The sequence below is a fragment of the Henriciella sp. AS95 genome (assembly GCF_038900055.1).
Lineage (GTDB): Bacteria > Pseudomonadota > Alphaproteobacteria > Caulobacterales > Hyphomonadaceae > Henriciella.
Window position 1 is genome coordinate 463,627 of sequence record NZ_JBBMQM010000001.1, and the last position, 13,742, is coordinate 477,368.

17 protein-coding genes are annotated in these 13,742 nt (G+C 59.4%); 11 read left to right on the forward strand and 6 right to left on the reverse strand.

Annotated elements, in window-relative coordinates:
• Positions 1–3: 3 nt before the first annotated feature.
• From WNY37_RS02425 to WNY37_RS02435, 3 genes are all read left to right on the forward strand, one after another.
• Complete coding sequence (locus WNY37_RS02425) at positions 4–693, forward strand: hypothetical protein (RefSeq protein ID WP_342971864.1); 690 nt, start codon at positions 4–6, stop codon at positions 691–693.
• 53 nt (positions 694–746) lie between these two features.
• The gene (locus WNY37_RS02430) at positions 747–1,640 is read left to right on the forward strand and encodes a fructose bisphosphate aldolase (RefSeq protein WP_342971865.1); all 894 of its coding nucleotides are present in this window, start codon (positions 747–749) and stop codon (positions 1,638–1,640) included.
• Between the two features lie 98 nt (positions 1,641–1,738).
• Positions 1,739–1,972 carry a DUF1272 domain-containing protein gene (locus WNY37_RS02435; protein WP_342971866.1) on the forward strand — a complete coding sequence of 78 codons (234 nt, stop codon included), beginning with the start codon at positions 1,739–1,741 and terminating at the stop codon, positions 1,970–1,972.
• Here WNY37_RS02435 and WNY37_RS02440 read toward each other — a convergent pair.
• Positions 1,969–2,445: a VOC family protein gene (locus WNY37_RS02440; RefSeq protein ID WP_342971867.1), complete on the reverse strand. Its 477-nt coding sequence runs from the start codon at positions 2,443–2,445 to the stop codon at positions 1,969–1,971. The two genes, WNY37_RS02435 and WNY37_RS02440, sit on opposite strands and share 4 nt — an antisense overlap.
• A gap of 149 nt (positions 2,446–2,594) precedes the next feature.
• Between WNY37_RS02440 and WNY37_RS02445 the strand changes: the two genes are divergently transcribed.
• Together WNY37_RS02445 and thiE are read left to right on the forward strand one after the other, a co-directional pair.
• The gene (locus WNY37_RS02445; RefSeq protein WP_342971868.1) at positions 2,595–3,377 is read left to right on the forward strand and encodes a glutathione S-transferase family protein; all 783 of its coding nucleotides are present in this window, start codon (positions 2,595–2,597) and stop codon (positions 3,375–3,377) included.
• A gap of 44 nt (positions 3,378–3,421) precedes the next feature.
• Positions 3,422–4,087, forward strand: coding sequence for a thiamine phosphate synthase (gene thiE / locus WNY37_RS02450; RefSeq protein ID WP_342971869.1), 666 nt, complete (start codon positions 3,422–3,424; stop codon positions 4,085–4,087).
• Positions 4,088–4,159: 72 nt separating this feature from the next.
• Here the strand turns inward: thiE and WNY37_RS02455 are convergent, their stop codons facing one another.
• Positions 4,160–4,426 carry a DUF4282 domain-containing protein gene (locus tag WNY37_RS02455; protein WP_342971870.1) on the reverse strand — a complete coding sequence of 89 codons (267 nt, stop codon included), beginning with the start codon at positions 4,424–4,426 and terminating at the stop codon, positions 4,160–4,162.
• 145 nt (positions 4,427–4,571) lie between these two features.
• Here WNY37_RS02455 and efp point away from each other — a divergent pair, with 145 nt between their 5' ends.
• Positions 4,572–5,138, forward strand: coding sequence for an elongation factor P (efp, locus tag WNY37_RS02460; RefSeq protein ID WP_342971871.1), 567 nt, complete (start codon positions 4,572–4,574; stop codon positions 5,136–5,138).
• An 8-nt stretch (positions 5,139–5,146) separates the two neighbouring features.
• The gene (locus WNY37_RS02465) at positions 5,147–5,956 is read left to right on the forward strand and encodes an inositol monophosphatase family protein (protein WP_342971872.1); all 810 of its coding nucleotides are present in this window, start codon (positions 5,147–5,149) and stop codon (positions 5,954–5,956) included.
• A 48-nt stretch (positions 5,957–6,004) separates the two neighbouring features.
• Here WNY37_RS02465 and WNY37_RS02470 read toward each other — a convergent pair whose 3' ends face one another.
• Positions 6,005–7,840: an ABC transporter transmembrane domain-containing protein gene (locus WNY37_RS02470; RefSeq protein WP_342971873.1), complete on the reverse strand. Its 1,836-nt coding sequence runs from the start codon at positions 7,838–7,840 to the stop codon at positions 6,005–6,007.
• Positions 7,841–7,967: 127 nt separating this feature from the next.
• Here WNY37_RS02470 and rpmE point away from each other — a divergent pair, with 127 nt between their 5' ends.
• The gene (rpmE, locus tag WNY37_RS02475; RefSeq protein WP_342971874.1) at positions 7,968–8,183 is read left to right on the forward strand and encodes a 50S ribosomal protein L31; all 216 of its coding nucleotides are present in this window, start codon (positions 7,968–7,970) and stop codon (positions 8,181–8,183) included.
• Positions 8,184–8,357: 174 nt separating this feature from the next.
• Positions 8,358–9,068, forward strand: coding sequence for a hypothetical protein (locus WNY37_RS02480; protein WP_342971875.1), 711 nt, complete (start codon positions 8,358–8,360; stop codon positions 9,066–9,068).
• On the opposite strand, the gene zapE is transcribed toward WNY37_RS02480, so the two are convergent.
• Genes zapE through WNY37_RS02495 form a run of 3 tightly spaced genes read right to left on the reverse strand, consistent with a single transcriptional unit; the run spans position 9,027 to position 11,309 of the window.
• Positions 9,027–10,193 carry a cell division protein ZapE gene (gene zapE / locus WNY37_RS02485; protein ID WP_342971876.1) on the reverse strand — a complete coding sequence of 389 codons (1,167 nt, stop codon included), beginning with the start codon at positions 10,191–10,193 and terminating at the stop codon, positions 9,027–9,029. The genes WNY37_RS02480 and zapE overlap by 42 nt on opposite strands.
• 6 nt (positions 10,194–10,199) lie before the next feature.
• Positions 10,200–10,817, reverse strand: coding sequence for a rhomboid family intramembrane serine protease (locus WNY37_RS02490; protein ID WP_342971877.1), 618 nt, complete (start codon positions 10,815–10,817; stop codon positions 10,200–10,202).
• Between the two features lie 57 nt (positions 10,818–10,874).
• Complete coding sequence (locus tag WNY37_RS02495; RefSeq protein WP_342971878.1) at positions 10,875–11,309, reverse strand: response regulator; 435 nt, start codon at positions 11,307–11,309, stop codon at positions 10,875–10,877.
• A 231-nt stretch (positions 11,310–11,540) separates the two neighbouring features.
• Between WNY37_RS02495 and WNY37_RS02500 the strand changes: the two genes are divergently transcribed.
• Together WNY37_RS02500 and WNY37_RS02505 are read left to right on the forward strand one after the other, a co-directional pair.
• A complete protein-coding gene (locus WNY37_RS02500) occupies positions 11,541–12,428 on the forward strand; it encodes a 1-acyl-sn-glycerol-3-phosphate acyltransferase (RefSeq protein ID WP_342971879.1) in 888 nt (295 codons plus the stop codon).
• A gap of 88 nt (positions 12,429–12,516) precedes the next feature.
• A complete protein-coding gene (locus WNY37_RS02505; protein ID WP_342971880.1) occupies positions 12,517–13,707 on the forward strand; it encodes a mechanosensitive ion channel in 1,191 nt (396 codons plus the stop codon).
• Positions 13,708–13,742 lie beyond the last annotated feature (35 nt).

A 13,742-nucleotide genomic window follows, 5' to 3' on the forward strand; every position in this document is an offset into this window, starting at 1 on the left:
TGGGTGAAACGACTGATCGTCGGCGCGTCGGCGCTCGCTGGACTTGCTCCGGTTGGTGCGGCCATTGCCGAGCCGGCCGTCGCGCTGAAAGAGGGGCTGAACTGGCTGGCGCCCACACCGCAAATCAAAACGCTGCTAGAGGCGCCGTTTGTAATGGTCGTGATCGATCCGCCGCTTCTCAGGACGTTTGACCCCGAAGGCCAAAACAAGTGGTTCAGTGACCAGATCAAGGAAAAGCGGTTCAATTTCTGCCACGAACAGATGTGGGATAACGTCAGCCGCGACAATCGCACAAGCGATCGCTGGGATGAGCAAACCCAGTTCGACCATGTTGAAAACAGTTCCTCCGTCATGGGTGATATTCAGTTTGCAGAGGAAGGCGAGCGTTGGATCCTGTATCGAGGGCATTCCGATGGTATGACGATTATTCCGGCTCAGGAAATCTGGATCGCCGCGATTGCGCCACAACGATATCTGTTGGCCCTGATTGAAACAGAGCTGCTTTGGGACGACGGCTTCAAGGAAATGGAGAGTGCAAGGGTCGACTATTTCGAGGTGGCCTTGCGCCCGCTGGATGGCGGCGACCTGAGTGCGGTCATTGCTCAAATTCCAAAGGTCGCCAGGGAGCCGGACGAGATCTTTGCGCAATTTATTCGCTGCGGTGACTTAAATGAGGACCTAAAGGCCCAATAACCGCAGCGTCGGCGCGTTTGAGATAAAATATCTAAATCTAGGGAAAAATATTGATGGCAAATGCTGAAATGACGAAACAGGCGAGCGAGAAGGACGGCTTTATTGCTGCGCTCGACCAATCGGGCGGTTCGACACCGAAGGCGCTCCGGCTCTATGGGGTGAGCGAAGATGCCTATTCCAATGATGAGGAGATGTTCGGCCTCATCCACGACATGCGTGCACGGATCATCAAGTCACCTGCCTTCAATGGCGACAAGGTGATGGGCGCGATCCTGTTCGAACGCACCATGGATGGCGACATCGATGGCACGCCGACGGCGAAGTATCTCTGGGAAGAGTGCGGTGTCGTTCCTTTCCTCAAGGTCGACAAGGGACTGGCAGACGAGAAAGACGGCGTTCAGGTGATGAAGCCAATGCCGGACCTTGATGCGCTGCTGGAAAAAGCGGTCGCCAAAGGCATTTTCGGCACCAAGATGCGCTCTGTGATCAATGCGGCGAACCCGGCGGGCATTTCCGCGGTCGTTCACCAGCAATTCGATGTTGGCCGCCAGATTCTCGGCCATGGCCTCGTGCCGATCATTGAGCCGGAAGTCACGATTTCGATCGCTGACAAGGCCGAGGCTGAAGAGATCCTTCTCAAGGAGATCAAGACGCAGCTCGACGCCTTGGGCGCGGACCAGAAAGTGATGCTGAAGCTGACGCTTCCAGAGAAGGCGAACCTCTACAAGTCGCTGGTTGATCATCCGAATGTGATGCGGGTTGTCGCCCTGTCGGGTGGATACTCGCGCGAAGAAGCGAATGACCGGCTGTCGAAGAATACCGGCATGATTGCAAGCTTCTCACGTGCGCTGACCGAAGGCCTGTCTGCCGATCAGGCCGATGACGCCTTCAACAGCATGCTGTCCAACTCCATCGACAGTATCTGCGAAGCGTCTCGCGCTGGCTGACCGCCCACGGATCACGTGACAAATGTTTAAGTGAAAAGGCGGCCTTTCGGGGCCGCCTTTATCATGACGCGCGCCGGCAAATCGCGTACGGTCTGGCCATGCTAGAGATGCGACCCTGTTGCGAAACCTGCGGCAAAGACCTGCCAGCCGATGAGACTGGCGCGGTGATCTGTTCCTTTGAGTGCACCTATTGCAAGGACTGCGCGCGCAATACCCACAAGGGTATCTGCCCCAATTGCGGCGGCGGCTTCTATCCGCGTCCCCTGCGCAAGGGCAAGGCGCTGGCCAAACACCCGGCGAGCACAGAGCGCATTATCAATCGGCCGTCCTAGCTGAGCGGCAGCAGTTCGAGCAGATAACCGTCCGGATCTCTTGCGAAACCGACAATGGCACCGCCGACCGCTTCGGAGGGCGTTGGCTCACGGATGATCTCGTATCCGGCGTCACGGATCCTGGCGGCGAGCGCGGCCGGGTCTGGTGAGCGCAGCACGAGCTTGATACCATTGCTGCCAAGCGTGCGCTCGCTGCCATCGGTCCACTCCATCAGGACGATGGCGCTGCCGCCGCCCGGCATGACGAGGACAATCTCGTCCATATAGTCGAGATTGAACGTCGCGACGGGGCGCATGCCGATCACGTCGGTGTAGAATGTGTTGGAGACGTCGAGGTCGGCCACACCAATGCCGACAGCAGAGAGGGATGTGGCGGGCGTTTTCGGCATGTTGTCTGTCTCCTCAGCGATGGTGGCCGGACTGGCGCATGCACCAAGGATGGCGAGGCTCAACGCGGCGGCGAATATCTTCATGGTTTCCTCCAAAGCCGGGCTCTGCTTGCCCGGTCCGCCGAAGAGAATGTCGCGATAGTTTCCTATAATCAAGCTGCAAGATGGAACCTGCTGGCCGGACAGCGCTTGAGTCTTCGAGCGGGACGCGCCGCCAGAAAAGGGAGCCCAGAATGCCAATCCTCTACGAACATCCGCTGTCGCCTTATGCGCAGAAGGTCAAAATATCGCTTCGGGAGAAAGGCATCGAATTCGAAAGCCGCCCGCCAGCAGGCCTCGGGACCGGCGCTGATAGTGATTTCCTGCGCGGTAATCCGCGCGGCGAAGTGCCTTTCCTTCGCGATGGAGACGCTGCGATTTTCGATTCGACGGTCATCCTAGAATATATTGAAGACAGGTGGCCGAGCCCGCCCATGCTGCCGCAGACCCCGGTCGAACGGGCGCGCGCCCGACAGATCGAGGAGGTGATGGATACCCATTATGAGGCGATCAATTGGGGGCTGGGAGAGCTCAACTATTTCGAACGCGCCGAAGGGGAGCTGAAAGCCACCATGGAGAAACGCGCGGGCAAGCAGATTGCGGGTCTTCATGACTGGCTGGAGCGGCGGCTTGGCAACCGGACCTGGTTTAATGGCGAGACTTTCGGATGGGCGGATTTGTGTGTTTTCCCGCATGTGAACGGGTCGACGCGCTTTGGCTTCGAGCCGAAGCTCGGCAGCGCGCTGTCTGATTGGAGAAGCCGTGCGATGCGCCGCGATAGCGTCGCAAGGACGGCGACAGAGGCTGTCTCCGCCATCAGCAATATGGAAAACGTGGCGGCCGCTATTGAAGCCGGACTGTTCAAGCGGGAATACCGCGACCACCGTCTGGAATGGATGATCAAGTCCGGCGGTCTGGACGTCGTTCTGGACGGGCTGAAGCGCGACAATATCCGCTTCACGCCGGACTTCGGCTGACGAAGTGTTTCATTTGGAATGAAGTCGACATACACAGTCGCGCCATGACCGAACCAAAACGCCAGCGCACACGCCTCTATCTCATCACGCCGCCGGAAGTGCCGGATGCCGACGCCTTTGCCAAGGATGTCGAGGCCGCGCTGCAGGGCGGCGACGTTGCTTGCCTGCAGGTGCGGATCAAACCGGGTGGTGTGCTCGACGAGGCCGGGACCGAAGCGGTCGCGCGCGCGCTGCTGCCGGTCTGCCGGAAGAATGATGTGGCGCTGATCATCAATGATAGCGTGGATGTGTGCGAAAAGGTCGGCGCGGACGGCGTCCATCTCGGGGCGATGGACATGCGCGTGAAGGACGCCCGCAAGCGCCTCGGCAAGGATCTCATCATCGGCGCGACGGCCAAGAATTCGCGCCATGTCGCCATGGAGGCCGGAGAGCAGGGCGCCGATTATGTCGCGTTCGGCGCTTTCTTTCCGACTGAGACCAAGGCCGATACCGTCCCTGCCGAGCCTGAGCTGCTGGAATGGTGGCAGGCGGTGATGGAAGTCCCCTGCGTCGCGATTGGCGGGATCACGGCAGAGCGCGCCAAGGCCATTTCGCTGGTGGGCGCCGATTTCGTGGCGGTGAGTTCAGCGGTGTGGTCGCATCCGGGCGGGCCGAAGGCGGCTGTGGCCGCGTTCAATGCGGCGCTGGATGAGGCGGAAGGCGCTTTTTAGCGGGCTCGCGCGGCGGCTTCGTGGTTCGACGTCGCTCACCATGAAGCCTTTTGATGATTGTCCCTGAAGCGTTCAGACCTTTGGTTTGTCGAGGCGCAGGACCGACAGGACGAACTCTGAGAGCACGCGCAGGATCAGCAGGCGGATCACGACAATGAAGGGTGTCTTGATCACGCCCCACAGGGCTTCGTCCCAGTCATTGTCGAACCAGGTGATGTAGTGCCAGAGGTCGTGCAGGCCCCACCACAGAATAACAAGGATGCCGACATAGAAGAGGAACTTGGTGAGCACCTCGCCCATTGGCTTTTCGAAGCTCAGGAAATTCGAGATCATGTTCATGGGTGCCCCCTCTATTGGATTCAGCCCCTAAGGTGCAGAAATAAACTGAATATTCAGTGACTGTCCATATCAGCAGCGCCGGGCTGCTTGACCAGGCCCTATCCCCCGGCTACGCCCGCGCCCACAGGTTTATCAGGAGCTATCCATGGCCAAAATCAATGGAAACGAAATCAAGCCCGGTAATGTCATCGAGCACCAGGGGTCGATCTGGCGCGCTGTGAAGACCAATTCGGTGAAGCCCGGCAAGGGCGGCGCGTTCAACCAGGTCGAGCTGCGCAACCTTATCAATGGCTCGAAACTGAATGAGCGCTTCCGCTCTTCAGAAACGGTTGAAAAGATCCGTCTCGAGCAGCGCGATTACACCTATCTGTACGATGCCGGTGACGCACACGCTTTCATGAACCAGGAAAACTATGAGCAGATCGAGATCCAGAAGGATTTCATCGGTGATCAGGAAGTCTTCCTGCAGAGTGACATGACGGTCGTTATCGAATTTTACGAAGACAAGCCGATCGGTATTTCCCTGCCGGATCAGGTGATCCTGACGATTGAGGAAACAGAGCCTGTGGTCAAAGGCCAGACGGCTGCCAACAGCTTTAAGCCGGCCGTCTGCGAGAATGGCATCCGGGTCATGGTCCCGCCATTTGTCGGTCAGGGCGAGCGCATCGTCGTGCAGACCTCCGACACGACCTATCTGAAACGCGCCGACTAGGAAACGACATGTCCAAACCCTCCCCCGTCGGAACCGTGATGATCAATGCCGCCCGCCAGGCCGGGCGCTCGCTTGCGCGCGATTTTGGCGAGGTGGAAAACCTTCAGATTTCCAAGAAGGGGCCTGCCGATTTCGTCTCCAATGCCGACCACCGCGCCGAAGAGATCATCTATGAAAGCCTCTCCAAGGCACGGCCGGGCTATGGCTTCCTCATGGAAGAGCGCGGCGTCGTCGAAGGCACAGACAAGTCGAACCGTTTCATCGTTGACCCGCTCGACGGCACGCTGAACTTCCTGCACGGCCAGCCGCACTATGCTGTGTCGATCGCGCTGGAGCGCGAAGGCAAGCTGCTGACGGGCGTCGTTTATGATGTCGCCAAGAACGAGATTTTCTGGGCTGAGACGGGCCGCGGCGCGTGGCTCGACCAGCGCAAGCTGTTCGTGGCGAACCGCAAACGCCTCGAAGAGAGCGTGTTCGCGACCGGCACGCCGTGGATCGGCAAGGGCGAGGCTTCACACCGCCAGTTCGCGCAGGAGATCGCGGCCATCACGCCGGTGACGGCCGGCATTCGCCGCTATGGTTCTGCTGCGCTTGATCTGGCTTATGTCGCTGCGGGCCGTTTCGACGGCTTCTGGGAACGCGGCCTCAAGCCGTGGGACATTGCGGCGGGGATCGTCCTGGTCCGTGAAGCCGGCGGTTTTGTTGACGAGATCGAAGGCGGCGACGTTCAGACGACGGGCAATATCATTGCCGCGAATGAACCGCTCCTGCCGAAGCTGAAAGAGCGTCTGCGCAAAGCCAAGGCCTTCGGGGAATAAAGCCCGATTCCGCTCATCCCGGCTTTGGTCGGGAAGAGCGGCTTATAGCTACTCCGCTGCCGCCGCGAACTGCATTTCAGCAAGCCGCGCATAGAGTCCGCCTTTTTCGACAAGCGCGTCATGGCTGCCTTCCTCGACGATGCGGCCATCATCCATCACGATAATGCGGTTAGCGCGGCGGATCGTGGAGAGCCGGTGCGCGATGACGAGGGTTGAGCGGCCTTCGGCGGCGGTCGCGATGGCTTTCTGAACGAGACCTTCGCTTTCGCTGTCGAGGGCGGATGTCGCCTCATCGAGCAGCAGGATCGGGGCTTCGCGGACGAGCGCGCGGGCAAGGGCGACGCGCTGGCGCTGGCCGCCGGACAGGCTGCGGCCTTTCTGGCCGATATCGGCATTGAGCCCGCCTTTTTCCTCAAGAAAGCGCCAGGCTTCGGCCATGGTCGCGGCCTTGACGAGGTGCTCGTCGGAGACGGCGCCGAGCGCGCCGAAGGCGATATTCTCGCGGGCCGTGCCGGTGAAGAGGGCCGATTCCTGCGGGGCATAGGCGAACTGGGCGCGCCAGAGGGCCGGGTCTGTGTCGCTGGCGGCGACGTCATCGACGAGGATACGGCCAGATTGCGGGTCAAACAGGCGAAGCGCGAGGCGGAAAACGGTCGACTTGCCGGCCCCCGATGGGCCAACAAGCGCGACGAATTCGCCGGGCTGCACATCGAGCGAGAAACCCTTCAGGGCGGGCGCATCCTCCGTGCCATAGGAGAAGTCGACCTTGTCGAAGACGAGATGGCCGCGATGGTCTTTCGCGGTTGGCAGGATAGTGGCGGGCGCGCGGATTTCCGGCGTCTCATCGAGGATTTCGGTGGCCCGGTCTGCGGCGCCGGCAGCCCGCATGACCTCGCCCCAGACCTCAGCAAGCATGCCGAAACCGGAGCCAGCATAGAAGGCGTAGAGGATCATCTGGGTGAGCTCACCGGGGGTCATGTTGCCATTGGCGACGGAACGGGCCCCGAGCCAGAGGATACCAACCATGCCTCCAAGCAGCATGATGGACACGGCGAGGATCATGAAGCTGCGGGCGGTGATCCGTTTCAGCGCGGCTCTGAAGACGGCTTCTGCGGCGGCGGTGAAGGAGGCCTCGCGCTGTTTTTCCTGGCCATAGGCCTGCACGAGTTCGATCGCGTCGAGCGCTTCTGATGCCTGCGCGCCGGCATCAGCGAGCTTGGTCTGCGCCGTGTTGGAGGCACCGCGAATGATGCGGCCGATGAACATGACCGGGAACATGGCGAGTGGGATCATCAGGAGGAGGGTGCCGCCGAGCTTCCAGTTGGTGACGAGCATCATGATGATGGCACCGACTGTCGAGAGGATGGTGCGGGTGGCGAGCGAGGCCGATGAGCCAAGAAAGGTCTCGATCAGCGAGACGTCTGCGGTAAGGCGCGACACCGCTTCGCCGGAGCGGATATTGGCATGGAAGCGCGGGCTGAGGCTGAGCAGTTTTGAATAAAGGTCCGTGCGCAGGTCAGCGGCGACGCGTTCGCCGAAGCGCGAGACGAAATAGAAGCGAAGCGCCGAGAGAATGCCCATCGCGATGGCGGCGGCCAGGACGTAGAAGAAGTAGCGGTCAATCGTCTCGAGGAGCTGCGTGCCTCGCTCCCCGCTCTCGCCAGCATCAACGGCCTGACCGAACAACCACGGGATGGTCAGGGCCGACATCGCGGCTACAACAAGGAAGATGGCGGCGATGAAGACGAGGCCGATATGCCGCTTCACATAGGGCCAGAGCAGGGCAAGCGGCTTGACGCTTCGGCCCTTCGGACGATCTGCACCGGCCTGCTGCCCTCCGGTTTCGCGCCGGTCGTTGACCGTTTGGCTGCTCGTGTCACTCATCGCATTACACCTTGATTGCGGCGACCCCCTTGCAGGGGCGGTCTCTTTCTACTAAGACCCCGCTTTCCGAATTTCACAGAGGCCAAACCGCACAGGTGCAGCCGCTGACCCGCAAGGAATAGAGACGATGAAAGCCGAAGGCCATCCCGATTACCACTTCATTACCGTCGTCATGACAGACGGTACCGAGTACCAGACCCGCTCGACCTACGGCAAGGAAGGCGACAAGCTTACGCTGGACATCGATTCCAGCTCGCACCCAGCCTGGACCGGCGGCACCCAGCAGCTCGACCGCGGTGGCCGCGTGTCGCGCTTCAAGGACAAGTTCAAAGGCTTCGTGTAAGCCTTATCTGACTCCATCAGACAGCAAGCCCCGCCCGAAACGGCGGGGTTTTTTGTGTTTGATTGTCGAGATTGGGTCAGAAGATGTCTGACACGCTTCACGCCGTTCTGGGCGCGCATTTGCCTTGGTAGACTTTGGCCATAGCTGAGATGAGATCGCTACGGAGATCAAACCATGCGCGCTATTGGCCCTGCCTTGCTGGCTGTGCTGCCTGTCGCAGAAGCGGCGGCGGAAGTTGAGTATTTTTCAGAGGCGATTGTCTCATCCTCGGTGATTGACCGAGGCGAACAGATCGGTGGACCGAGCCTTCAGGTCGCCGTCGGCGCCGATTGGGTGATTGGCCCTGGCGAGGTCTATGGCGCGCTCTATCGGCTGACGCCGCTCGGCCAGGACCAGGAAGCCTTCGCCGACGAGTTCGACTATACGCTCGGCTATGCCTGGGACGGCGAAGGGTATGCGGCGGATATTTCGGCCAGCTGGCTGACCTATCCAGGCCTCGCCGATGAGCCGAGCCTGGAGCTGGCTGGAGAGATCGGGCTTGATGCGCCGCTCGGCCCGACGATTGCGGCTTTTTACGACACTGAGTTTGAGGATTACGGGCTGGAAGTGACGGCCGGGCCGGAATGGGATGTCGGGAACTGGTCGAGCTATATGATTGCCCGCGCCGGTTTCGTTGAGCCGGGAGACGGGTCTGATACACGCACCTATGGCGGCTTCGAGATCGGCGCTGTCCGGCCCGTGGGCGAAACCGCCGAATTTGGCGGCTATGCGCGCATGGAGTTCGCCAATCAGGACAGCTTTGCCGACACGGTTGAAGGCGGCAATATTGTTGATGTCACAGATTCAGGTCTCGCCGTCGGGGCCTTCGTCGCCGCCACTTTCTGATTTTTCGACGCGCGGCGGCACACGGTGTTCGAGAGCGAGATATTCCTCTGAGCGCATTTCGTGGAGGCGGCTCGCCGTGCGCTGGAATTCAAAACTGCCATCACCGGCCGGATATAGCGTGTCGGCGTCTGCGGCCGAGGTCGCGACGAGTTTGACGCGTGCCTCATAAAGCGCATCGATCAGGGCAACAAAGCGGGCCGCTTCATTGCGTTTGTCCTTTGTAAGCTTCGGAATGTCGTCGATGAGGACGGTGTGAAAATTGGCGGCGATGGTGAGATAGTCCCGTGAGCCAAGCGGGCGGGCGCATAGCTCGTCAAAGGTGAAGCGCGCCACGCCCGCCGCCTCGCGCGGGACGAGCAGCTTGCGGCCTTTCACATGCAGGAAGCACTGATTGGGCTGCGCGCCGAGCGTGAGGCGGTCAAATGCCTTGTCGAGGCGCGCTTCGGCCTCGTCGCCCGTCAGGACATGCCAGACAGGGGCTTCCTTCAGGCGTTCCAGCCGGTAGTCGCGTTCCGAAGCGAGGTGGAAGACCTCGCATTGATCCTTGATGATGTCGATGAAGGGCAGGAAGAGCTGGCGGTTGAGACCGTTCTTGTAAAGCTCGTCAGGGTGGCGGTTCGATGTGGCGACGACCGTGACGCGGCGCTCGAACAGATCCTCGAACAAGCGGCCCAGGATCATCGCGTCGGCAATCTGCGTGACCTGAAACTCATCGAAACAAAGCAATTTCGCCTCTGAGGCGATCAGTTTCGCCACTGGGGCGATTGGATCATTTCCAGCCTTGCGAACCCGGTGAGCGGCGCGGCGGCGCTCAGTGTCGCTCATCTCCCGCCAGGTATTCATCTCATCCTGAACCCGGCCCATGAATTCATGAAAATGGACGCGTTTGGAGGGAACGGGCGAAAGCTCATGGAAGAGGTCCATCAGCATGGATTTTCCGCGCCCGACGCCGCCCCACATATAGAGACCGCGAATCTGCGGCGGTTTGCTGAAAAGGCCGCCGGAGCCGGCATTCTTCAGCCGGTCAAGCACGCCGTCGAGTTTGCGGGCCGCCTCAAGCTGGGACGGGTCCTCGATCAGCTGGCCATTGGCGATCCGGGCTTTGTAGGCAGACTCGACACTCATTCTCGATCACCCGCCTCCAAGGACCCTGGCCACCTGTTCGGAGAAGATGTGCAGAGCCCCCGGCTCAACAGCGATCGTGGCAAGCAGGCCGCAGATCGCGCCGCCAATATGCGCTTCATGTCCGATGACGCGGTTCTCATTCTGCGCCAGCATGATCGAGATACCGATGAAGGCAATTGCGAAAACGACGGCAGGCATCGGGATGATGAAGAGGATCAGCGTCGCGAACGGCATGAACAGGCAGAAGGACAGGATGACGCCGCTGGTTGCGCCTGAGGCCCCGAGCGCGCGGTATTCCATATTGCGGAAATTCTCCAGATACGCCCAGACATTGCCGCCAAGAAGGGCGGCGAAATAGACGATGAGGAATTTCGGCGTGCCGAGAACGCTTTCAATGATCCGCCCGAACTGGAAAAGGACGAACATGTTGATGAGCAAGTGGAAGACACCGCCGTGCAGGAAGCCTGAGGTCAGGAAACGGTGATATTCACGCCGCTGGCGGATGCCGGCGACATAGAACAGGTTTCCCATCAGGAATTGCGGGTTCGACCAGGCAAATATGCTGGCGGCAACGTTTACCGCGATCAGGGTAAGGGTGGCCGGATAGGCGGCAAAATTCTCCATCAGGAACGCCTAACCCAGCTTCGCGCCGAGTGCATCGGTTTTCCTGTAGAAAATGCCTTATGCCGCCGCGATTTGTGCCTGGGCTGGCGCTTCCATCTGTTCGAAGAAGAAATCGAGCATGGCTTCGGGGCGCTGGATGAAGCGATTATAAGGCAGTTTTGCCTTGAAGACCGGCGCTTCAGATATGTTGCAGCCGCAGCGAACCGCGGTTTCGACGATCTTGTCGCGGTCCGCATGGGCTGTAGACACCGCGATGCGATGACGGCCCATATTGGCGATGCGGGCAATCGTCATGTCGCCATCATAGCTGTCAGGAAGCGTCAGTTCGGTGACGACCAGATCGAAGCGTTCCAGGCGCAGGCGCCGCTCAGCTTCCATGAGGGTCGGCGCGAGGACGAGGTCAATCTGCACGCGGGCCCGGGCGGCCTTGTCCGCAGCAATGGCCAGCATGTCTCTGACTGGCTCATGATCCTCAATCCACAATACTTTCATAACTCTACCCTGTTTCGTCCAGTGACCGGAGCACCATCAGCGCTCCCCCTCAGTTATGAACAATCTGGCAGCTTCTGCTTACAGCTTGGTAAAGCAGAACTTGCTGAGTTCTTTACAGATTCACTTTTCTGGCGAGCCGCAGTTAAAGCGATGCGTGATACAAAATCCGTGATAAGCTAAGCAATGACAGGCGATTCAGGCGGAAGATCTGCGCCCGGGCAGGAACAGAGCATGGAAGACGCGATTAAAAAAAATAATCAGGTGTCTGTTTTTCTTGAAGGCCTTCAAGAAACCGATGCGCACATCGTCGACACGCTGATCGAGGAGCGGTGCCCGAGTTTCGTCTCGCACTGGAGCTGGCCGGTCGTGCGCCCGACGCTCTATTCAATGCTTGGCTACAAAAAAGCGCGGAACATGGCCGATGCGCTGATGCAGCTGAATGGACGTCGCTCTTTTGAGTACCTGTCCCAGGAACTCGATGTCGATGTGTCGATCGACCAGCTGCACCATCTGCCGGAAAAGGGACGTGTGGTGGTCGCCGCCAACCATCCGACGGGCCTGGCTGACGGTGTGGCCGTGTGGGACGCGCTGATGCAGAAGCGCCAGGACATCGTTTTCTTCGCAAATGCCGATGCGATCCGCGTCAATCCGCAATTCCAGGATGTCATCATCCCGATCGAGTGGGTCGCGGAGAAGCGGTCTCCGGCCAAGACGCGCGAGACGCTGAAGCGCGCGGCCGAAGCCTTTGCGGAAGAAAAGTGCATCGTGATTTTCCCGTCCGGGAAGCTGGCCAAGCGGATCGACGGGAGGCTGACCGAACAGGACTGGTTCCCGACCGTGGTCAGCCTGGCGCGCAAGCAGAAAGCGCCTATCGCCCCGCTACATGTAAAGGCGAAGAATTCCTGGCTGTTCTACAAACTCAGCCAGATCAATGGCGAATTGCGCGATATCACGCTGTTTCACGAGCTTCTCAACAAGAAGGGTGCGCGCTTCGATATGAGCGTCGGTCCGCTGATTGCGCCGGACGATCTGGCAGGGGACGCGTCGGAGGTCACGGACCGGTTGAAGCATCATGTGGCTTATGAACTGGCGAAAAATCCGGACAAGCCATTCAATTAATCGGGGAAAATCTGGAACTTCCGGTCTGTCTGCACCTTACTGACTATTAACGGTTTAATTTGGAACCGTGTCAGAAAGGGGAGAATTCATGGAAGAATTCTGGAACAACACTGTGCAACAGGTGCAGGATTACGGGCCGAAGATACTCTTCGCCATCGCAATCCTCGTTGCCGCTTATCTTGTCGCACTGCTGGTCAAATGGGTCATCTCGACGGCGATCAACAAGACCGGCTTCGGCAAGGGCCCCGTCGATCCTGACGGGAAAGCGACAAAGTCATTGGGCGACAGTCTCGGCATAGCCGCGTTCTGGATCGTCATGCTGATCGGCGTCATACAGGCGCTGACACGGCTTGAACTGACCCAGATTGTCGATCCGCTCAACAATATGCTGGCTGATGTCCTTGGGTATCTGCCGAACATATTCGGTGCGGTGATCATCTTTGTCCTGTTCATGATTGTCGCGAATGTCGTGCAGAAGACAGCGAAGGCGGTTTTTGTCTTTGCCGATCCTGTGCCGCAACAACTCGGACTGGCCTCAAAGCCCGTGAACATCTCAGGCATTACAGCCACCGTGCTGGCCGCGATTATCGGAATTCTGGGCGCGATTGCAGCCTTTGACGTGCTGGCGATTGAAGCGATCTCAGGCCCGGCAAATGACATGCTGCGCGATATCGTATCGGCCATACCGCGTATCCTGATTGCGGCGATCCTGCTGACGGTCTTCGTCCTGATCGGCCGCTTCGTGCATAATCTCATCATGCGGACACTGCCTGGTTTTGGTGTGGATTCGGCCGTTGCTGAACTCGGCATCCTGAAGGGCGCGGACAAGGGCCTGACGGCCTCCAGTGTCATCGCCAAGGGCGCCATGTTCTTCATTGTGCTGCTTGGTCTTATTCAGGCGCTGCGTGCGCTTGAGTTCGATGTGCTCACCAATGCGACCTATACGGTGCTTGATCTTGCAGCCTCTATCGTCTTCGGCGCGGTTATCATCGTCGCGGGCGTTATCATTGCGCGGCTGGTGAGCGGCGCGATGGCTGCGACAGGTTCAGGCATCAGCGACACGGCTGCGAAAGTGGTGAAGTGGTTGATTGTCGGCCTCGCCATCATCCTCGGTATTTCCCGCATGGAGCTGGACCCGACCGGTGGTGAGTTCGTGTTGAACGTCGCCGAAATGCTGGTCATGGGCGTGGCCGTTGGTCTCGCCATTGCTATTGGCATCGGCTTTGGCTGGGGCGGCCGCGACTGGTTCGCGCGCCAGCTCGAGAAGTGGAAAAGCTAGAGCGCCACTTTTCAAGCCTCACAATTGAAGAAGGC